Below are 19,953 nucleotides of genomic sequence, written 5' to 3'. Positions count from 1 at the left end.
GAGATGGACCGACCGGCGGGGCCCCGGCGACTCAGTGCCCGACTGGACTACCCGTTCACCGCGGTCGCAGGCTGCGAGACGCGTTACCGGTCACCTCCGGCTGGACTCAGCCGATGTAGTTGAGGCTGGTCATCATGCCCGCCTCCTGGTGGTAGGTGTTGTGGCAGTGCAGCATCCACTCTCCCGGGTTGTCGGCGTCAAACGTGACCCGCAGCTGCTGCATCGGCAGCACGATCACGGTGTCTTTGCGCGCGCCTGGGCGCCCATCGGCCGTGAGCACCTCGAAAGTGTGACCGTGCAGATGCATCGGGTGCCACATCATCGAGGTGTTCCTGAAGGACAACGTAATGCGTTGGCCCTGATGCACTTCCAGCGGCCGGGTGGTGGAGAACGGCATGCCGTTGATCGACCAGTCATAGTTCATCATCCCCCCACCCAGTTCGGCCGGGAGGTCGGCGTCGGCGCGCGCCTTCGGCAACGCCGCACCCGGCGCAGCCGCGAACGTCGCAACGGTGCCAACACGCCCCTGCAGCTCGGGAGGTACGTAGTCGGTGGCCGGCGGTGTACCCGAGCCGCTCACCAACAGTGCACGTGCCGATGCGTTCTTGCCTTCCGCGGCGGCAACCAGCGGGAACACTCCGTCGCCGGCGGTGACCACCACGTCGTAGCGCTCCCCCATGCCTATCAGCACTGCGTCAACGTCGGTCGGCACCACCGCAAACCCGTCGGTGTGGGTCACCGTCAGCTTGTGCCCGGCCAACGCGACCCGAAACGCCGTGTCGGAGCCGGAGTTGATCAACCGGATCCGCACACGATGACCAGGCTTGACTCGAAAGGTACTGGGCGCCTGCGGAATACGTCCGTTGACCATATAGTAGGGGTAACTGACATCCCCGGCGTCGCCACCGAGCAGCGTGCTGGTTCCCGCTCCGCCGACCCCCGGAACGGTGCCCATGCCCGACATGCCCGGCATGTCCATCCCGGGCATGTTGTGTCCGCCCGGAGAATTGCGCAGCCCGTCATAGATCTGGGCCGGGCTGGATCCCACTCCGTCTGTCCAGTCATCCAGCATGACCACCCATTCGGCGTCATAGCTGCCCGGCTCGTTCGGATCGTCGACGATAACCGGGAAGTACAAGCCGGTGTCGGCGTCCAGACCGGTGTGGGGGTGTGCCCAATAGGTGCCCGGATGCGGAACCGAGAACCGGTAGGTGAAGTCACTGCCGGCGACGATGTCCGGTGTTGCCGGTGATGCCCCGTCCATGTCGTTGCGCAAGGCGATGCCGTGCCAGTGCACCGACGTGGTGCGATCAAGCCGGTTGCGCACCGTGACAGCCAGCTCGTCGCCCACCGACGCGCGCACCAGCGGCCCGGGAACCGTGCCGTTGTAGGAGACCGTCTCGGCGACGGTGCCGCCAAGGTCTACCCGCGCTCGATCGGCGGTCAGCGTGGCCGATACCGTGCGCCCGCTGTGCGGGCGGCGCGCCTCAGCGTCGGCAATCGCGTTGTTGGGCACGACGACGCTACTGTCGCGCGCGCACGCCGCTAGTGTGACGCTGGCGGCTGCGGTAGCGGTAAGGAAGCTGCGTCGGCTCCACTGTCCGCGTCCGTGCATGTCAACCATTGCCGATGCCCGCTTGCGGTGCATGGTGATCCAGTGGCTTTTTACTGCCGGCAGCACCCGCATGACGGGCTGCTTCCAGGGGGCGACCGTGGCGCCCGCCGGCCGGGCGACCGAACAATGTCGCTGTGGCGGCAACGACGAGCCCCCAGCACAACACCACTACACCGGTCAGCGCCAGCCAGAGGTGCCAGTCGCCGGCGGTTTCGAACGCCGCGGGCGCCCATCCCATACCCATATCGTTCTCCTTCGCTCACCACCATGAAGGCGGCACACCGGCGAGCCGATAAGGGTCGTGTGAAGATTCGTTGAAGAATGGTGCGGGGCGTCAACACGTCGCGCTCACCGGGCACGATGAAGGCCATGAACAACACATCAGCGCCCTCCGGTGGCGCTGCGCGAGGCTATCGGGCACTCGTCGTTGATGATGAAGCGGCGCTGGCCGAGGTCGTGGCGAGCTATCTCACCCGCGAGCACTTCGCCACCCGCATCGTTGACAACGGTCCCGATGCTGTCACCGTGGCCCGCGACTTTGATCCCGACGTAGTGGTTCTCGACCTGGGGCTACCGGGCATGGATGGGTTGGAGGTGTGCCGCAAGCTGCGCACCTTCTCCGACGCCTACGTAGTCATGCTCACCGCCCGCGACACCGAGATGGACACGATCGTGGGGCTCACCGTTGGTGCCGATGATTACGTCGCCAAACCTTTCAGTCCGCGGGAGCTGGTGGCCCGAATCCGCGCGATGCTGCGGCGCCCCCGCGCTGCACCCGACCGCGGCGCCGATGAGGCGGCTCCGTTGTGCTTTGGGCCGCTGCGTATCGATGTGGCGGCGCGTGAAGTGTCCCTGCAGGGTGAACCGATTCTGTTGACCCGCACCGAATTTGACATTCTCGCCGCCTTGTCAGCGCGTCCGGGCGTGGTGTTGAGCCGGCGTCAGTTGCTCGAGACGGTGCGTGAGGGACCCTGGGTCGGTAACGAACACCTCGTTGATGTCCATGTCGGGCATGTGCGACGCAAGCTGGGTGATGATCCGGGCGCGCCGCGCTACGTCATCACCGTTCGTGGGGTGGGATACCGCATGGGAAGCGGGCAGTGATGGGCTCGCCGATGCGCCGCCGGCCCGGTATCGGCATGCGACTGCTGATCGCCCAAACCATGGTGTTGCTGGCCGGCGCGATCACCACCTGGGTTGTCGCCGCGATCGTCGGGCCGCCGCTGTTTCGTGAACACCTGCACCGAGCCGGCGTTTCCGCCGGTTCCGCCGAGCAGTTCCACGCCGAAGAGGCCTACCAGTACGCCACAGTGTTATCGGTCGGCGGCGCTGTTGCGGTTTCGGCCGTAACCGCGTTCGCGGTCAGCTGGTACATCAGCCGCAGACTGCAGCGCTCCATCACTGAAGTGGCCTCGGCGGCCACCGCCGTCGCCGAGGGCCGCTATGACATCCGGGTATCACCGCCGCATCTCGGTGAGGACTTCGACTCGCTGGCAGGCGGGTTCAACCAAATGGCAGCCCAGCTGCAGGCCGTCGACGCAACACGCCGCCAACTGTTCGGTGACCTCGCCCACGAAATCCGTACGCCCGTAGCGGTTCTGCAGGCCTACATCGAGGCCATCGAGGACGGCGTTCGGTCTCTTTCGCCCGACACCACCGCGATGCTGCGCGACCAGACTCAGCGCCTGGTGCGCTTCGCTGAGGACGTTGCGGCCCTGGCGCAGGCTGAGGAAAGCTCCACCTCGATGGCGTTCGCCGACATCGACATCGCCGCACTTATCGCCCGGACCTCGGCCGCAATCAGCGAGCGCTACCGGACCAAACAGGTGACGTTGTCGACGCATCTGCCCTCCACCCAGCTGCCACCGTTGCGGGGCGACGGCCAGCGACTAACCCAGGTGCTGGCCAACCTGCTCGACAACGCGCTACGGCACACACCCCCGCACGGGCAGGTCGACGTGTACGCCCACACCGATGGTCACCGACTCCTGCTGCGCGTCACTGACACTGGCGAGGGCATCGCTGCCGAGCACCTCCCGCGTGTGTTCGAACGGTTGTACCGTGCCGATGCGGCGCGCGCCCGCGACCACGGCGGCTCGGGGCTTGGCCTGGCCATCGCAAAGGCGCTCGTCGAGGCCCACGGCGGCCAGATCAGCGCCAGCAGTCAGGGCCCGGGAACCGGGACAACGGTCACCATTGCGCTTCCGCTCCGCGCTGCGTCGCCGCCGCGCACGCCAGCACCGCCGCCCAGGCATAAGGAACGTTCACGTACCCGATGACAGCGCGCCGGTGGCGGGTGCTCTTCGATAGCGATCGCGCACATTCTGCCTTGCTACAACTTGCCATGGCGCTCACTCGTTGGGCGCCCCGCACCGGCAGTCAATACCGGCACGGGGACACCTAGGCCCAACAGCTCTACGGCCTACAAGGAGGTGAGCATCTGCTGCATCGTGTCGATTTCCTTCTGCTGCGAGGTGATGATCGACCGTGCCATCTCGACCGCGGGCGCGAATTTTCCACCGTCGACCTCGGTCTGCGCCATGGTGATCGCGCCTTTGTGGTGCTCGATCATCTGCGTTAGGAACAACCTGCTGGCGTCCACACCTTGGGCGTCGCGCAGATCGGCCATGTCCTGCTCGGACATCATGCCCTGGCCGCCCATATCGCCCATGTCATGGCCCGGCATGCCCGGCATGCCCCCACCCGGAGCGGTCGTCGTGGCCACACCCCAATCGGCCAGCCAGCCCCGCATCTGCTCGATCTCGGGACCCTGAGCCGCCTTGATCTGGTTGGCCAGCGACACCACGCCGGGGTCTATTCCCTGCTTGGCCAACAGCATGTCGCTCATCTCAATCGCCTGCTGATGATGCGGGATCATCCCCTGCGCGAACATGGCATCCGCGTCGTTGTGGGCCTGCGCCCGCGTATCGCCGCCGGCCGATGTCGATGGAGGCGACCCCACCGCCGACGTCGTCATCGACGACATATCGTGGTTGCTCGCCGAATCGTTGCTACAGGCACCCAAAACCGCCGTGGCTGCGATCGCAGCAGCGGCGATGCCAACTAACCGGTTCATTTGCACGCGAATTTCCTTTCATCGTGACGCGCATACCAGCGTGTAGCCAGGACCTAAGGGTCGGCTCCATATTCGATGAAGAATCGGTAAAGACCGTTGACTGCGTTGTGAATCTTCTCGATGTCGCCTGGTGTCGCGGACACGTCTCGTCGGGCTCTCGGGTTATGCGTCCCGCCGCGACGTAGGCGCTCCCGACCAGCGCTCAGCGGACCCATACATCCGTAACGAATTCCGTCAGATGGCTCCACGGTGCGTCGAAGCCCTCAAGCGTCGTCATGTAGCGGCGGGCGATGGTCTTGACGACCACGTTGACCGGAAATGCCATGCGGTGGGTGGCGCGCACTGCGCCGAAGCCACAACTCGAGCGCCTGGGCGCCCGCGGCCGCGGCACGTTCCACAGCCCTAGGTAGGCGCGTCAGGTCATGCACGAGGAAGAACAAGACGGCATCGACCCCGGTGAGGAACGGGACCACCGTGGAATCTCCGACCACAACCTCGACGTTGTCCCAACCTTGATCGTCGATTCACCTGCGTGCCACGGCGGCCATCTCCTCGCCTGTCACGCGACCGGTCGGCCCAACCGCCTCACGCAAAGCTGCGAAGCTGGCGCCGGTGCCACACCCCGTGTCCAACACCTGATCGCACGGCTGTAGACGCAGAAGTTCTGACGCGACGCCGCATCGGTGCGATCAACCGGATCGGTTTGTCGTAAGCCTCCGCCAGACCGCGGTACTTGCGCCTGGCCTCACCGCTGTTTGGGACTTGCGTCGGCCATTCCTCCTCACCACCCGACTGCCGCTCTGAGGCCGCCGTACCCGTTCCGGCGGCAAGATATACCCTATAGGGGTATCCTATAGGGAGGGTTCGATGGTGGCCGAAGCGCTATACACCACACCGGACGAGGTCACGATCGCCTATGAGGTAAGGGGCGACGGACGGCCATTCGGCTATGCCCATGGCATTCTGCTCAGCAGGGCGGCTGTGCGGGAGTTGGGCCTGTTCGATATCGACGCCATCGCTGCAGATCGCCGACTGCTCGCCTACGACCAGCGCGGGCACGGACGCTCCACCGGCCGGTCGAAACCTGCCGACTACCGCTTCGAACAAGCTGCCGACGATCTTCTCGATCTCCTCGACGCCGCCGGCATCGACGAACCGATCGACTTCGCCGGCTCCTCCCTGGGAGCAGCCGCGGCACTGTACGCGGCGCTGACCGCTCCCCACCGATTCAGGCGACTGGCTCTTCTCATTCCTCCCGTGGCATGGGAGTCAGGCCCCCACCAGCTCCGGCAGTGGTACTTCGACACAGCTGATCTCATCGACGATATCGGCGCCGCCGCGTGGCGCCGACAGTGGGCTGACGCGCCGTCGCTACCGATTTTCGCCGAGTATCCGCAGGGCAAGTTCACTCCGGACGTTGACGATGTCGTGGTGTCGTCAGCGCTGCGCGGAGCGGGACTGTCCGACCTGCCTGAGCCCGCGAAGCTGGCCTCACTGCCGCATCCCACCCTGATACTTGCGTGGGACACCGACGCGCTGCATCCGGTGTCCACCGCACAGCGACTCGCGCAGTTAATCCCGAACTCGACACTGCACATCGCCCGCACCGTCGACGACGTCAAAACCTGGACTCAGCGCACCGCCGACTTCTTCAGCGGCTGACCATCGCACTGCTAATAGCGGCGCGCATTGTGGATCGGAGCGTTCCCGATGGGCGCCACCTTCACCGGTGTGCCGTACGTCGAGGCGTGCACCATCATCCCGTCGCCGATATAGATACCGGCATGAGACACGTCCGAGTAGAACGTCACGATGTCACCAGGTTGAAGGTCCGAGACCGCCACCGGTTGACCTCCCTGGGCCAGCGCCTGGCTCGAACGCGGTAGCGACTTTCCATTCTGCAAAAAGGCCCACTTGATGAGCCCCGAGCAGTCAAAGGCATTCGGCCCGGTCGCGCCCCACGAATACGGCGAGCCCACGCGCGACAACGCTGCCTGCACCACAGCAGTCCCCTCGCCGCTGGGCGCCGCCGGCGGCACTGCGCTCTCGACGGGCGGCTGGCCGGGCATGGCGATAATCGCCGGGTCAGCCGGGGCCGGCGTAGCCGGTAATGGCGGGGGTGGCGGGCCCGGATCGGCCAACGCAGTGCGCTGATCAGGAGTCAAGGCTTCGTACTGCGCCTGGACCGCGGCGATTCGACGCTGCAGCTCACTCTGTTTGGACTGCAACTCCGCGCGCACCGCCGCCGCCTGCTCCGCCGCCGAACGCGCTGCTTCAACCGACGCCGTTGACGCCCGCGTCGCCACGACCGCCCGCTCGTTGGCCTTCTGGAAGGCCCGCATCTGGTCGGCCATCTCGGTGCCCATCGCCCGCTCCACCGAAAGTTGATCGATCAGCTGTTGCGGCGAGTCGGCGGTCAATATCACCGTCAGTCCATCGGCGCGACCACCCATGTACATCGTCGCCGCCACCTCATCGACGACGCCTTGATACTTACTCAATTCTGCCCTGGCCGATTCCAGTGCCGCCTGATCGGCGGCCTTGCGCTCCTCAGCCGCTTGCTGCGCGGCCAGTTTGGCGTCCAAGTCCAACTGTGCCGAGTGCATGGCCTCGGTGGTCTGTTCGGCCGTGCGGGACAACTCGTTAAGCCTGGCCAGCGCATCGGTGGCCGGATCGGCGCTGACATTGCCGGCCACCATCGAGCCCACCACCGCCACAGCCGCAACGGCTCCGAAAAGCCACCGCTTCAACGAGTGAACCGTTCGATGTGCGCGGGCGAGTTTCAAGACGGACGATCCTTAACTGCGATGGCCGAAGTCCGGTGAAAGTACGTAGATCTCGAATAGGTTACGAAATGGCATCGACATTGTCTATGCGAACGGACAACTCGGGCAGAGCACTTCTGGTCTCAAGCCACCAACAGAGCGATAGGCGCGGCGGCAACGACAACGCCACGCCGCGACCCAATCGCTACTGGCCATGGCGACTGAACTGTGTGTGTCGGATAAACACAGTTCAGGATTCGATGATGCCTACCAGGTACGGCGACATGCCGCGGGTGCGCAGTGAATGAACGCCGACCTAGCCGTAGCTGCTGGCTGACTCCAGTACCTGCCCGTCTGGGTCGATTCCCACATGCTGCTTACCGCCGGGCCGCGGTGGACAGCGTCCCCGACACCGCGACCCGTGGCCGCCATGACAGCATGCTCCGCCCAGCGTCGAGCGCTCGGTGGCAGTTTCACCTGTGGACCTCGACATCGCTCGACACGACATCGCGCAACGCGAGCTGTGCGGGAATCGCGCCCAGCTGTTTCATCAAGCTCTGCGCTCCGGGGCACTGCTGGGTGTCAATGGCGAAGAGGATTTGGTCTGGTAATCGTCAGGATCCTTATCACCGCGTCGGCGTCGTTTGCATAGACCAGCTGTTCAGTGAAGTCGCGGTCGACCCTCGCTCGCATGTGCCAGCAGGGCTGCGATCCTGATCAGCGCAACGGTTTGAAGGGCAGGCGGTCAGCGTCGCGCGCCGCCCGGGAGCAGGTTTTGGCGAGCGCCGTCCGCCTCCCAGGATCTATGTTCGCCCAGGCAATTCAGTAGTCGGCCGCAATCACCGCACTTCACCGCCCGGCGTGAGTCGGCGCACTAGAACTTTTCTCCTCATCGCCACTCCCCCACTGCGTCATACACAACACGAAGCAGTGAACCGCTACCCATATGAGCTCCCTCAGGCATACGGTTCCGTTACATACTATCCTTCATAGTAGTAGCTGGACCCTCTGCCACGGCCGCAGTGGGGCCCAGCTCTTCTGCACGAATCAACGCGAGATGTTCGGCGGATCGACAGGAGGCCACTTGACGACGAGCCGCCGCGAACTCGCACACTAATCCGCCTAGCGACGACGGGCTTTCAACCGGCCTGCTGTGTATCGAAGACCGCTAGTATGTACGTACGCAGATAGTAGACGCTGGGTCGGCTCAACATCAGCGGAGTCAACATTCGGCGCAGGCAGCGGCCCATCTGGCAAGACTTTACCGAATCTTTAACGAACGACTAGTTGAGCCATATACGGGGCAGCAACTCTGGAGGTGACCATGGCCGAGTTGGCAAGCGCGACGATGGTGGCGATGACAGGAGCTCGGCGCCTGCCGCTTACTTCGAGCGGGAGGACAGAAGGGGGAAGTGAAATGCTGCGGTCTGATTCGGTGACCGGACGGCGTAGATATCGGTTCGGCCTGATCGGTTTTGCGGTGGCTTCCACTGTGGCGTTGGCGCTCAGCGCCTGCAGCAGCAACGCGGTAGCACCGTCGCCTCACGTGATCACGGACAAGGGCGACCCGTTCAGCGACCTGCTGGTGCCCACGCTGCAGTCGTCGGTAACCGACGGCGACGTCGGCGTTCCGGTGGATTCCCCCGTGACTGTGAGCGCTGGTGAGGGCGTTCTGGGCGCGGTCACCATGGTCAACGAAGAGGGCGATCCGGTCGACGGCCAGATGAGCCCCGACGGACTGACCTGGGCAACGGCCGAGCCGCTGGGCTACAACAAGGAATACACGCTGACCGCCGAGGCGCTCGGACTCAGCGGCGTTGCGCGCAACAGCATGACGTTTCAGACGCAGTCACCCGAGAACCTGACGATGCCCTACGTCATGCCCAATGAGGGTGAAGTGGTCGGTATAGGACAGCCCATCGCGGTCCGCTTCGATGAGGACATCCCCAATCGATTAGCGGCGCAGAACGCCATCACGGTGACCACCAACCCGAAGGTCGAAGGTGCGTTCTACTGGCTCAACAGCCGCGAAGTGCGTTGGCGCCCAGCCGAATACTGGAAGCCAGGCACCACGGTCGAGGTGGCGGCCAACACTTACGGTGTGGATCTCGGTGACGGCCTTTTTGGCCAGGAGGACATCACCACGCGGTTCACCATTGGCGACGTGGTCATCGCCACCGCCGACGACAACACCAAGACGCTGACCGTGCGGCGCAACGGTGAAGTCGTTAGAACCATGCCTCTATCCATGGGCAAGGACAGCACGCCCACTGACAACGGCGCCTACATCATCGGTGACCGGTATTCACACCTGATCATGGACTCCTCGACCTACGGTGTGCCCGTCAATTCGCCAGAGGGGTACCGCCTCGAGGTGGATTGGGCCACGCAGATGTCCTACAGCGGTATCTATGTGCACTCGGCACCGTGGTCGACGGGCAGCCAGGGCAGCACCAATGTGAGCCACGGCTGCCTCAACGTCAGCCCGGCCAATGCGATCTGGTTCTACGACAACACCAAACGCGGCGACATCGTCGAGGTCGTCAACACGCTAGGCCCGACGCTGTCGGGTACCGACGGTCTCGGGGACTGGAACATCCCCTGGGAGCAGTGGCGGGCGGGCAACGCAAACCTCTGACGCCGCCGACTGTATGGGCACGAACACGGCGCGCCGGACGACAACGATCAGGTTCCTAGCGGCGAGTTGCGGGCATGAAACGAGGAGAGCATGCGGTCTACGCTGATTGCCCTGCTCGGCGTAACGGTGCTGTCGGCTGGCGCGTGCTCGAGCAGCGCCACCACCTTGAGCCAGCGCGACACCAGGGGTCTGGCCCACATCCACGGCCTCGGCGTCAATCGAGCCGACGGCGCGCTGTATGCCGGGACGCACTACGGCGTATACCGGCTCGCCAACGAGCGTGAACCCGAACTTGTCGGCGACATCGTGCAGGACTTCATGGGCTTCACCGTCGCCGGACCCGACCACTTTCTCGGCAGCGGACATCCCGGCGAAGACGACCGAGATGATCCACCGAATCTCGGGTTGATTGAGAGCATCAACGGCGGACAGTCGTGGTCCTCGCTATCGATGAAGGGCCAGGCCGATTTCCATTCGCTCGATTACCGGCACGGCATCGTCTACGGACTCGACAGCGGAAGCCGAACCGTCATGGTGAGCCCAGACAAGCGCACGTGGGATCGACGCGCCGCCATCAGCGCAATCGACATCGCGGTCTCACCCCAGAATGCGAACGAGATCCTGGCGGCGACCGCCGATGGACTGGCACGCAGCATCGACCAAGCAAAGACGTTCACACCAGTCGGCGCTCAAGCTCAACTGGTATTCCTAAGCTGGCCCGACGACGGCCCAGTGATCGGGGTCAATGCCATCGGGACGGTGTATGTCAGCGAGGATTCCGGCGCGACGTGGCAGGCGAAGCATGCTTTGGGCCAGCGACCGCAGGCTGTGCTCGCTGCGGGTGGCGGACAAGTGTTCGTCGCAACCGAATCGGAGATACACCGCTCGACCGACAACGGAACGACGTTCGAGGCCTTCTATGCCTTCGAGGCGCAATGAACTCGACCAAGCCGCGCAGTGAGCACACGCCCCGAACACGGCCATCGCACCAACCCCACGCTTGCCGGATCGGTGCCCTGGAGTCTGGACAAGCTCGCAGCGCTCGCCGGCGAAACCGAGGCCCACATCCGTGGGTACGCCGATGCCGGCCTGCTGCACCGACAACCGGATGGACAGTTCGAACCCGACTCACGGCACCGGCTGCGACTGATCCAGTTCGCGCGCAGCGCGGCGTCAGCGAAGACCACCTGGCGTCCGCGAGCGTAGCCAGGGCGATCTGTTGGGCATTTTCGACGAACTGGTCCCCGAAGGCATGCCACAGTGAACCTCGTCGGCCTCGCCCTGAAGCTAGGTCTCGGCGACGCAGTGATCAGTGAGCTGGCCGAGAGCCTGGGAGTGGGACGACGTCGGCGCCGGAACAGAATCTGACGTCGCGGCTTTGGACGTACCTGTCAAAGCGCTGGCACTGGGGATGCCGAGAGATGCTCTGATGTAGCTGATCCGCGTCTTCTGATGCCACCGATCGCCTGGCCGACGCCATCGTGCGCACCATCACGAAGACATCCATGAACGCTTCCGCGCCCAGGGGCTTACCGGCCCAGCTCTGATGGCAGCCAGCGAGGGCCTCGGCAACCCACTGCTGGACGCCCAAGCCGCCCACGCCATCGCGTTCGGCTTGGCGGTGGACCGTTTCGGCGACGCCGAACTACAGTCCCCGGCGCTGCACATCGGCGCGCACAGCGGCACGGTCTGATCCCGTGAAGGCGATTATGTCGGCGGCACAGTCAATCTCGCGGCACGGGTAGCGTCGGCCGGCGCCGCAGGCCAGTTTCTGATTACCGACGATCCTTCAGACGCCGCCAGACGTTCAACCGGACATGGACTTCGCTGCTTTGCCCCCCGCAGCGACTCAAGGGGATAATCCCCCATCTGTCTTGTCGGAGTCCGCCGGAATGTCCCGAACCGTTCGAACCGCGAAACCGACCCTGTGTGCGGTATGCTCCTCTACCTCAGCGACGTCGCCGCCCAAACATGCTGGACCGGAATCACATTCATGTTCTGCAGCCTGACACGCCGACGCGCTTTCGCCGATGACCCCATCGTTTCGTTACCGTACAGCCAAATTGGATGTGCTGGACCTATTGTGCGTCAGAAACTCCCGCGCAGTGTCGCCCCGCGTGGAGCTCGCCGTCTGGGCGCGCAGCATCCCGTCAAACATAGTGGGCATTACACAGCTCGGTGTGGCCTGCCGCCGAAGAGGCGATCATGCCGTCTGACCTACTGGCCATGTACGTACACAGTAGACTGTTGCTGAGGGACCTCGCCTACACGCCGGGTGACACTCAAACAAGAGTTCGTGTGACCGGAGGTGAGCAATGCGCAAGCAGACCAGGGGCAGGCTGATCACAGCCTTGATCGCGGCCGGGCTGGTTGCAGGTCTGGCGCTTGGCAACCCATCTGCGCTGGCACAACCCGATGTCCCACCACCGCATCCGGGGCCCCTCGATCCGGCGGCCGCGACCCCATTGCCGGCGGATCCGTTCGTTTTCCCGCCGCCACCTCCGCCGGCGGATCCGCTCGCGCCCCCGCCACCGAATCCATTCCTGCCGGCAACGTTGGCGGCGACGCCTCAGCCGGTTCCGGAGGGCACCCCCGTGGGGCAGAACCCGACGCCGTACGTCGGGGAGCCGGTTTTCGCGCCGCCGTCGTTCAACCCGGTCAACGGGTCGATGGTGGGCGTCGCAAAACCGATCTACATAAACTTCGCCCGACCGATCGCCGACCGGGCAATGGCCGAGCAGGCGATCCACATCTCGTCGAACCCGCCGGTGCCCGGCCGGTTCTACTGGACGAGCGACACCCAGGTGCGGTGGCGGCCCCAGGACTTCTGGCCCGCGAACGCCACCGTCAACATCGACGCAAGCGGCGCCAAGTCCAGTTTCCGCACCGGCGAGTCGCTGGTGGCCACGATCGATGACAAGACGCACCAGATGCAGATCCACCGGAACGGGAAGTTGGAAAAGACGTTCCCGGTGTCATTGGGCAAGAAGGGTTACGACACCAAGAACGGGACCTACTACGTGCTGGAGAAGTTCGCCGACATGGTGATGGATTCCTCGACCTATGGCGTGCCGGTCGACTCCGCGGAGGGCTACAAGCTCAAGGTCCAGGACGCCGTCCGCATCGACAACAGCGGCATCTTCGTGCACAGCGCGCCGTGGTCGGTCGGCTCGCAGGGTGAGGAGAACGTCAGCCACGGCTGCATCAATCTCAGCCCGGCCAACGCGCAATGGTTCTTCGACAACTTTGGCAGCGGCGACCCCGTCGTGATCAAGAACACCACGGGCGGCCTCTACAACCAGCCCGACGGCGCCTCGGACTGGCAGATCTTCTGAGCCGACGTCCGCGTCCTCACCTCTGCCGCGATCCAGCAATATCGTGCTGCCAATGCTTTTGGACCGTGACGGCCGCGTGTTGTAGTCGGCCCCGACGCTATTCCGGGCCAAGCGAAATGCGGGTGCGGAGGTCGGATTCTACGTGCGCGCGGCACACCGGATCGGCCGCGCGGACACTATCCAGGCATCCAGAGCAGCGTCATATCTTGCCGCGTCCCTCGAGCGGACATCCATGGGCGACCGCAGCGACCCGCTCGACGATCGGAGTTCGGGGTTGCGGACGGGCACCACTCAAGCATCCTTACATACCCTAGGGGGTATGGCATGCATGATCTGCGCGGCGTATATGCGAGCGATCGGTACAGCCGTGGCGGTTGATGGATCGATTGAGCAAATCATATTGAGCGCAACGACTTTCAACGTCGCAGAGATGCGCTGCGGAGGCTGCGTCCGCAGAGTCAGCGGGGAACTCAGCGAAATCGACGGCGTTCGCGACGTTGCGGTCGATCTGGCCAGCGGTCAGGTAGCGGTGACCAGCGCCGCACCCATGGATCAGTCCGCATTTCGCGCTGCAGTCGAGTCGGCCGGCTACCCCGTCGCCGGCTCCGATGCCGCCACTTAAGGAGAAGACTTCATGAACACGTCGATCAAGCTCGGCGGTTCCGCCGTGGTACTCGCGGCTGTGTTCGGCGGCGCGATCGCGGTCGGCAACGCCGCCGGCTCGTTGGGTGCCCCGCACTGAGAGCGTCGAGCACGATGTTCATGGCGAAACGTCAACCACACCCGTCGGCCCGCCGGCAGAGTCCGGTGCGGCTCACGCCCCAGTGGTGTCCGGCGGTAGCGAGCCTGCGGCGACGATGGCCGATACCAGTCCAACAGGACTGACCGAGACCGACGGCGGCCACACATTCCTCCCGAAAGCAACGTCGTTGCCGTCCGGCAAAAACGTTGGCGTGACGTTCCGGATCAGGGGGCCCGACGGCCAGCCGGTCACCAACTACGAGACGACACACGCCAAAGACCTGCATTTGATCGCCGTCCGTCGCGACATGACCGGGTTCCAGCACGTCCACCCCGCTCTCGAGGCGTCCGGCCCCTGGCACACACACCTGGACTTGTCGGCGGGGCCGTGGCGGTTGTTCGCCGACTTCAAACTGCCGGCGCCGAAGATCTCACGCTGGGCACCGATGTGTCGTGACCGGCGACTACCAATGGCAGGCACTGCCGCCGTCGTCGAAGACCACGACGGTCGACGACTACACCGTCACCCTGACCGGTGATTTGTCGGCGGGCAGCTCATCGAAGCTAACGCTGTCGGTTTCGCTCGGGGCGCGCCGGTCACCGTGGAAGCATGCGAATCTCTGATTACGTCGGCGCCCAGAATCACACTCGCTATGCACGCACGTCCACGGCCAATGACAACGCCTGAGGATTACGAAATCGTGGATAATATTCGTATCCATGAAGACTGCCGGTGAAACGCGTCCTTCTGGTCCTCCGATCCTAGCCGTAAATCGTCGATCACGTTTTTCGCGGCGCTGTTGCAAGCTCCTGAGCTAGAGCGACCCGCTACGCGTCTACATCAGCGGTCAGGGACGTCGCGAAACGATCGGCCAGCACCGCGTCCGCTGGGCCGCGCAGCCGACGTCTCTGCGGTGCCTGTGTGGTTCGACGCCAGAACTGTGACTCCGCCACGCGACGCGGTGCTCCTGCAGCGCGGCTAAGCGCCCGCGGCCAATCCCCCACTGCCGCACCCTCTCAGCGCCTTCAGCTCGCCGCTGCGACACCGCGCCCCACACCGCCCAGCTCGCCACATCCGACCACATGCTCACCGACCTTCAACGGGCACTGACGGATCTCACCACAAGGTGGGCTGACCACCCAGCAGCACCGCCTGCACCGCAGCGTCATCCCAGCCGTGGCGCACCGCTTCACGCAACGCCACCGACCGTTCGCGCCGCAGGCCCCGTGTCGAAGCGTCGCACCGCATATCGGCCGCCGCCACGGCGCATCCGCGCCATGCGGTCCATGATGTCGCCCTGCGAGCCCGAAACGACGTGCTGGCGGGGATCTGTCGCCACGGCGACCTTGACGCACACCGGGTTGTCGCACTCGTGAAGCCCGAGCACCCCAACGGACCACACCGGACACGATCGCCAACGCGTAGCGGTGGCGGGCGAACGCACAACCCCGCCCCCTCTCGGGTGCGATAAAACCGGCCGTAGCCATCGGCGCCGTCGCGCCGGCCCAGATGTTGCAGTCCGAAGCCGTTGACCCGCAGTCGACGTGGCTCGGAAAGCGGGCGATCTCCGCAGCGTGCACACGCCGATCAACGATCAACAACTCCGCGCTTCCCATTGCCCGTTGGACCTAACCGTCAGAACTGACATTCAGAGCGTTCAGCGCGGCCAGCTCCCACCGGTGCTGTGAACGCACTCCCAGGTCCTGTGTGGTCCTGCAACCGCCGACACACCGAGCACCCAGAGGACAGCTGGCCAGACGCCTTGCAGGCGCCCGTCGAGCGCTTGTTGCCGCACGATGCTGAACCGGCTTGTGTGGCCCCATCCCCGACCTGCGTCGCGGCGCACGGGCATGACAGCGCACGCACGGGCCGACCAACGCCGCCAGGCCCGCTCATCCCGCGCACCCGACGTCGCCTCACCACGCCTCAAATCCCGCCGCACATCACGCCGACGCCGCGTCGGCCGGCGGCTCACTGATGTAAGGATCAACAACCCCTATCGGTCCACCGGCCACGCCACCCGCACCTAGTGCATGCGAATCAACACTGGCCGTGGGCTTCTCAGGCCTCGGTCCGTGCCGCAGCATGGCACGAACGATTCCGATCCCCAGATCGGTGCGCGCGGCGATCGTCGTCAGCGTCTCGCCGCGGCCCTGCATACGCATGACCGCCGCGCCGCCCCTGGCGCGCTGCGCATCCACCTTCTTGGCGACTTCTGCGTCGAGCTGTTGGCGCAGCTGGGCTAGGCGCTGCTTCTTCCAGGTTTCGATTTCGGCGATCTTGCCGACAGCGACGAGAATCTCCGCGGCATCGTCGATGTTCGCCTTCTCCTTCGCGACGCGGGCCTCGTTGGCCCGGCGGAACGCTCCATGGGCGCGCTTGCGGGCCTCAAGCTTCGATATCCGTGGCGTTGTCATGGTCGGGACCTTAGGAGCCTGCGAGCCGGCCGGGCCACCACCACAGCCACATTCGCGGTTCACCAATTTTTTCGCCGCCGCTCCTGCCGCACCACCGTCTCTGCCCACACCCCACCGCTGCCCACTCCTCTCACCACCGCCGCTCAGCCCCCCAGCTGCCTGCCCCACGACCCCCTTTCGTAGCCCAACGACAGACCACACACCTCTTGCACTCAGGAAAAGAAGATCGCGAATCAACTTAAAGTTGACGCACGCGAGTGGCGTGGAGGGCGAGAGCCGCCAAGCCGCCATTGAACCATTTCCCGTTTGTGCTGATGAGCGAGTTCGGGCCAGACCGTGGTAACTTACCGTTGACATTGACAACTTGCAGTTGACCGTCGTGGAGGCCTTCAGTTGAGCGTTCCAGGTTCGGCGCACCTCGTTCTCGCCGCGGGCGTGGTCCATCTCGATGAAGCGTCCGCGGTCTTTGAAGCGATGCTGTCGGGGTGGGGACGCCAGCAGAAGTCGCGGCTGCTTGCCGAGGCCACGATCGAATCGCGGTTGGCGTTCGTGCGACGGTTCGCTGCGTTCGCCGAGACGCATCCGTGGGACTGGACGGCCGGCGATGTCGAGGACTTCACGGCGGCTCTGATGTCGGGAAACAACCGCAGGGCGCCCTCTACAATTCGCGGCTACCACATGACGTTGCGGTTGTTTTGTGACTACCTACTCGACGGCCGTTATGGCTGGATCTCGCAGTGCGAGGAGCGGTTCGGAAGGATCCCGTCGCAGGTCTGCCATGACTTCAACACCGCGGCGCATCTGGTCGAATACGAGGGCAAGCCCGCCCGCCGGCCGTTCACCTACGACGAGGTGGAAACGTTGTTCGCGTTCCTTGCCGATCGAGTGGACATCATTGCGCGTTCGGGTCGCAAAGGCGCGTTGGCGGCGTTGCGCGACGCGCAGATGATCAAGACGGCCTACGCCTTCGGCTTGCGCCGTCGAGAGCTGTGCTACCTCGACGTGGCCGACCTGCGTCCCAACCCGCGGATGCCGGCGTGGGGAACCTTCGGCGCCGTCCACGTCCGGTATGCCAAGTCCAGCCGCGGCAGCGCCCCTCGGCGTCGCACGGTGCTGGCCGTTCCAGAGTTCGACTGGGTGATCGACGGACTGCGCCAATGGGTCGATCAAGCCCGGCCGCTTCTGAGTCCCGGCAGTCGACAAGAGTTGTGGCTGACTGAGCGTCGGCAGCGGGTGGCGACCAAGCAAATGGACAAGCGATTCGCCTACTTGCGGGCGGAGGCCGGTCTGCCTCAAGAACTCACCCTGCACTGCCTGCGGCACTCCTACGTGACCCACCTGATTGAGTTCGGTTACCCCGAACGGTTCGTCACCGAGCAGGTCGGACATTCTTACGCCTCGACCACCGCGATTTACACCTCGGTGTCCAACGACTTCAAGACCAAAACGTTGCAGGCGGCGCTGCGCCGCGTCTACGGAAACACGACGACAAGTGAAGGCAGAGATGACGACTAGAACCGTGCTTCGGTGGAACCTGCGCCAGCTGATGGCCCAGAACGGCATGTTCGCCACCACCGACCTCGTCGCACCGCTGCACGAGCGTGGCGTGGAGATCTCCCGACAGATGGTGCACCGGATCGCTACCAAGCCCCCGCAGCGCATCAACCTCGACCTGCTGGCGGCGCTGTGCGACATCCTGGCGTGCACACCCAACGATCTGCTCGAGCTCGTCGCCGAACAGGTCCGTGAGGCGCCCGCGGTCAACGACAGCGGGCCCGGGATCGGCGACCTGCGACCGATCCGCGCCAGGATCCGCCGCCCCGGCGACAACAAGTGAATCGACGAGCCTGTTGGGAGTGCGCAAGCACCAACTACCTGACCCGGCTGACGCATGGGTGTCGCATCTGTGTCGCTTGCCGTCGCAGGCGGCACTACCACCCCAAAATGTGTCCGGCTTGCCACGTTGTGCGGCCGCTGGCATGGCCACGCGGCGAGACGGTGGTGTGCGCGTCCTGTGCAGGTGTCGAGTCGATCTTCGCGTGCCGCGAATGCGGCCGCGAAGACCATCCCTACGGGCACACTCGGTGCGCGCGATGCTTCTTACGTGAACGCCTCGCCGACCTGCTCACCGACCCGACGACCGGCCAGATTCACCGTCAATTGGAGCCGGTCTTCGACGAGCTGGTGAACTCCGAACGCCCACAAACAGGGCTGTGGTGGCTGCGCAAGAAACCTGGCATCGGCCCCCAACTTCTCGGGCAAATGGCCTGCGGCGCGGTCGACATCAGCCACGAGACCTTCCGCACCCTGCCCTCGGATCGTGCCCACGACTACCTTCGCAGTCTTCTCATCGCGGTCGGTGTTCTGGAACCGTTCGACATCCGCATCGAACGGATGCTGCCCTGGATCGAAGACATCGTCGCCGAACTGCCCGCCGAGGACGCCGCCTTGATTCGCCGATTCGCGCACTGGTACGTGCTGCGAGGAATGCGCAAGGCCGCCCGTGAAGGCCGATTGACCAAATCGATGGCCGATGCGTGTCGACGGCGCATCCGCGTCGCGATCGAGTTCGTGGGCTTCCTCGCCCGCCATGACGCCAGTGCGGCGACCGCGACCCAGGATCTGTTGGAGCGCTACCAAGAACACGTCGGCAGGATGCTGAACAATGAGTACGCCTTCATCGTCTGGCTACGCCAATCCCGCACCAACACCAAACTCCGAATCCTCGACGTCCCGCAGTCACCGCCCCCAGTAACCGTCTCCGATACGCAGCGGTGGGCGGCCGTAGAGCGTCTACTGCACGACGCGACTCTGCGCCGCTACACCCGCATCGCTGGTCTGCTCACTTTGCTGTTCGCACAGCCTCTTTCGCGCATCGTGGCTATGCGCACCAGCCAGGTCACCGTCACAGCCCGCGTCGTGCAAATCACGTTTAGCGCAATTCCGGTCCAAATGCCTCCCATCCTCGACGACCTGATCCGCGAGCATCTTAATCACCGCGGCAAAAGCCTTTACGCCTCCCGCGAGACAGGCTGGCTGTTCCCTGGCGGAAACCCCGGCCGCCACCTGGCCACCGAGAACATCCGGTGCCAGCTCGTCGCGATCGGCGTCAAGCCCTACGAGAACCGCAAGGCCACCCTCTTCCAACTCGCCAGCGACATGCCCGCACCCGTGCTCGCCGAACTGCTAACGATCACCAACAAGAACGCCGCCGCCTGGGCCAAGCTCGCGGCCCGCGATTGGACCGACTACATCGCCGAACGATCTCGTTGAGCGCCGGCACAGTCAGTGAGTTAAACGTCGGCGGCCCCCTAATTCCAAAGTCACCACCGTCGATCTACCTGGCAGGCATCCGGTGCGCCTCA

Annotated in this window: 20 protein-coding genes and 1 pseudogene; 14 read left to right on the top strand and 7 right to left on the bottom strand. The window is 64.7% G+C overall.

The genetic code is table 11. The features are described from left to right. Positions 1-106: 106 nt before the first annotated feature. Positions 107-1,624 carry a multicopper oxidase family protein gene (locus tag G6N36_RS01615; protein ID WP_163690305.1) on the bottom strand — a complete coding sequence of 506 codons (1,518 nt, stop codon included), beginning with the start codon at positions 1,622-1,624 and terminating at the stop codon, positions 107-109. Between the two features lie 351 nt (positions 1,625-1,975). Between G6N36_RS01615 and G6N36_RS01610 the strand changes: the two genes are divergently transcribed. Both G6N36_RS01610 and G6N36_RS01605 read left to right on the top strand, forming a co-directional pair. Beyond that, positions 1,976-2,719, top strand: a complete 744-nt coding sequence (locus G6N36_RS01610) for a response regulator (protein ID WP_197746623.1) — start codon at positions 1,976-1,978, stop codon at positions 2,717-2,719. Beyond that, a complete protein-coding gene (locus tag G6N36_RS01605; RefSeq protein ID WP_163690304.1) occupies positions 2,719-3,894 on the top strand; it encodes a sensor histidine kinase in 1,176 nt (391 codons plus the stop codon). The genes G6N36_RS01610 and G6N36_RS01605 overlap by 1 nt, the downstream gene beginning before the upstream one ends. Positions 3,895-4,037: 143 nt before the next feature. Here G6N36_RS01605 and G6N36_RS01600 read toward each other — a convergent pair whose 3' ends face one another. From G6N36_RS01600 to G6N36_RS01590, 3 genes and pseudogenes are all read right to left on the bottom strand, one after another. Next, entirely contained in the window at positions 4,038-4,691 is a 654-nt protein-coding gene (locus tag G6N36_RS01600; RefSeq protein WP_179964693.1) for a DUF305 domain-containing protein, read from the bottom strand. 202 nt (positions 4,692-4,893) lie between these two features. Beyond that, on the bottom strand, positions 4,894-5,082 hold the full coding sequence (locus tag G6N36_RS01595) for a hypothetical protein (RefSeq protein WP_163684384.1): 189 nt from the start codon (positions 5,080-5,082) through the stop codon (positions 4,894-4,896). A 133-nt stretch (positions 5,083-5,215) separates the two neighbouring features. Further along, positions 5,216-5,359: pseudogene (locus G6N36_RS01590) on the bottom strand (class I SAM-dependent methyltransferase); the annotation flags it as partial. A 199-nt stretch (positions 5,360-5,558) separates the two neighbouring features. Here G6N36_RS01590 and G6N36_RS01585 point away from each other — a divergent pair. After that, positions 5,559-6,353, top strand: coding sequence for an alpha/beta fold hydrolase (locus G6N36_RS01585; RefSeq protein WP_163684383.1), 795 nt, complete (start codon positions 5,559-5,561; stop codon positions 6,351-6,353). 11 nt (positions 6,354-6,364) lie between these two features. On the opposite strand, the gene ripC is transcribed toward G6N36_RS01585, so the two are convergent. After that, entirely contained in the window at positions 6,365-7,477 is a 1,113-nt protein-coding gene (gene ripC / locus G6N36_RS01580; protein ID WP_163684381.1) for a peptidoglycan hydrolase RipC, read from the bottom strand. Positions 7,478-7,920: 443 nt separating this feature from the next. On the opposite strand from ripC, the gene G6N36_RS01570 reads away from it, so the two are divergent. The 8 genes from G6N36_RS01570 to G6N36_RS01535 all read left to right on the top strand — a co-directional run bounded on the left by G6N36_RS01570 (position 7,921) and on the right by G6N36_RS01535 (position 14,709). Next, the gene (locus G6N36_RS01570) at positions 7,921-8,067 is read left to right on the top strand and encodes a hypothetical protein (RefSeq protein ID WP_163683889.1); all 147 of its coding nucleotides are present in this window, start codon (positions 7,921-7,923) and stop codon (positions 8,065-8,067) included. A gap of 806 nt (positions 8,068-8,873) precedes the next feature. Further along, positions 8,874-10,094, top strand: a complete 1,221-nt coding sequence (locus G6N36_RS01565; RefSeq protein WP_163684379.1) for a L,D-transpeptidase — start codon at positions 8,874-8,876, stop codon at positions 10,092-10,094. Positions 10,095-10,184: 90 nt separating this feature from the next. After that, positions 10,185-11,033, top strand: a complete 849-nt coding sequence (locus G6N36_RS01560) for a F510_1955 family glycosylhydrolase (protein ID WP_163684378.1) — start codon at positions 10,185-10,187, stop codon at positions 11,031-11,033. 18 nt (positions 11,034-11,051) lie between these two features. Beyond that, positions 11,052-11,300: a hypothetical protein gene (locus G6N36_RS01555; RefSeq protein WP_163684376.1), complete on the top strand. Its 249-nt coding sequence runs from the start codon at positions 11,052-11,054 to the stop codon at positions 11,298-11,300. 340 nt (positions 11,301-11,640) lie between these two features. Continuing rightward, positions 11,641-11,787, top strand: a complete 147-nt coding sequence (locus G6N36_RS01550; RefSeq protein ID WP_163684374.1) for a hypothetical protein — start codon at positions 11,641-11,643, stop codon at positions 11,785-11,787. A 622-nt stretch (positions 11,788-12,409) separates the two neighbouring features. Next, positions 12,410-13,429: a L,D-transpeptidase gene (locus tag G6N36_RS01545; protein WP_163684372.1), complete on the top strand. Its 1,020-nt coding sequence runs from the start codon at positions 12,410-12,412 to the stop codon at positions 13,427-13,429. A gap of 400 nt (positions 13,430-13,829) precedes the next feature. After that, the gene (locus G6N36_RS01540; protein WP_179964692.1) at positions 13,830-14,051 is read left to right on the top strand and encodes a heavy-metal-associated domain-containing protein; all 222 of its coding nucleotides are present in this window, start codon (positions 13,830-13,832) and stop codon (positions 14,049-14,051) included. Between the two features lie 106 nt (positions 14,052-14,157). After that, positions 14,158-14,709 carry a DUF8832 domain-containing protein gene (locus G6N36_RS01535; protein WP_235689938.1) on the top strand — a complete coding sequence of 184 codons (552 nt, stop codon included), beginning with the start codon at positions 14,158-14,160 and terminating at the stop codon, positions 14,707-14,709. Between the two features lie 578 nt (positions 14,710-15,287). Here the strand turns inward: G6N36_RS01535 and G6N36_RS29715 are convergent. Both G6N36_RS29715 and G6N36_RS01525 read right to left on the bottom strand, forming a co-directional pair. Next, positions 15,288-15,434 carry a hypothetical protein gene (locus G6N36_RS29715; protein ID WP_235689937.1) on the bottom strand — a complete coding sequence of 49 codons (147 nt, stop codon included), beginning with the start codon at positions 15,432-15,434 and terminating at the stop codon, positions 15,288-15,290. Positions 15,435-16,114: 680 nt separating this feature from the next. After that, the gene (locus tag G6N36_RS01525) at positions 16,115-16,588 is read right to left on the bottom strand and encodes a hypothetical protein (protein WP_163684371.1); all 474 of its coding nucleotides are present in this window, start codon (positions 16,586-16,588) and stop codon (positions 16,115-16,117) included. A gap of 393 nt (positions 16,589-16,981) precedes the next feature. Between G6N36_RS01525 and G6N36_RS01520 the strand changes: the two genes are divergently transcribed. The 3 genes from G6N36_RS01520 (at position 16,982) to G6N36_RS01510 (ending at position 19,861) form a co-directional block, all read left to right on the top strand. Further along, complete coding sequence (locus G6N36_RS01520; protein WP_163684369.1) at positions 16,982-18,103, top strand: tyrosine-type recombinase/integrase; 1,122 nt, start codon at positions 16,982-16,984, stop codon at positions 18,101-18,103. Continuing rightward, positions 18,093-18,425 (top strand): helix-turn-helix domain-containing protein, encoded by a 333-nt coding sequence (locus G6N36_RS01515; protein WP_163684367.1) that lies wholly within the window; start codon positions 18,093-18,095, stop codon positions 18,423-18,425. The genes G6N36_RS01520 and G6N36_RS01515 overlap by 11 nt, the downstream gene beginning before the upstream one ends. A gap of 107 nt (positions 18,426-18,532) precedes the next feature. Then, positions 18,533-19,861: a hypothetical protein gene (locus tag G6N36_RS01510; RefSeq protein ID WP_163684365.1), complete on the top strand. Its 1,329-nt coding sequence runs from the start codon at positions 18,533-18,535 to the stop codon at positions 19,859-19,861. The last annotated feature ends 92 nt before the right edge of the window (positions 19,862-19,953 follow it).

Origin of the sequence: Mycolicibacterium gadium (assembly GCF_010728925.1) — a bacterium.
GTDB classification, from domain to species: Bacteria; Actinomycetota; Actinomycetes; order Mycobacteriales; family Mycobacteriaceae; genus Mycobacterium; species Mycobacterium gadium.
This window is presented reverse-complemented; position numbering and strand designations above follow the sequence as displayed.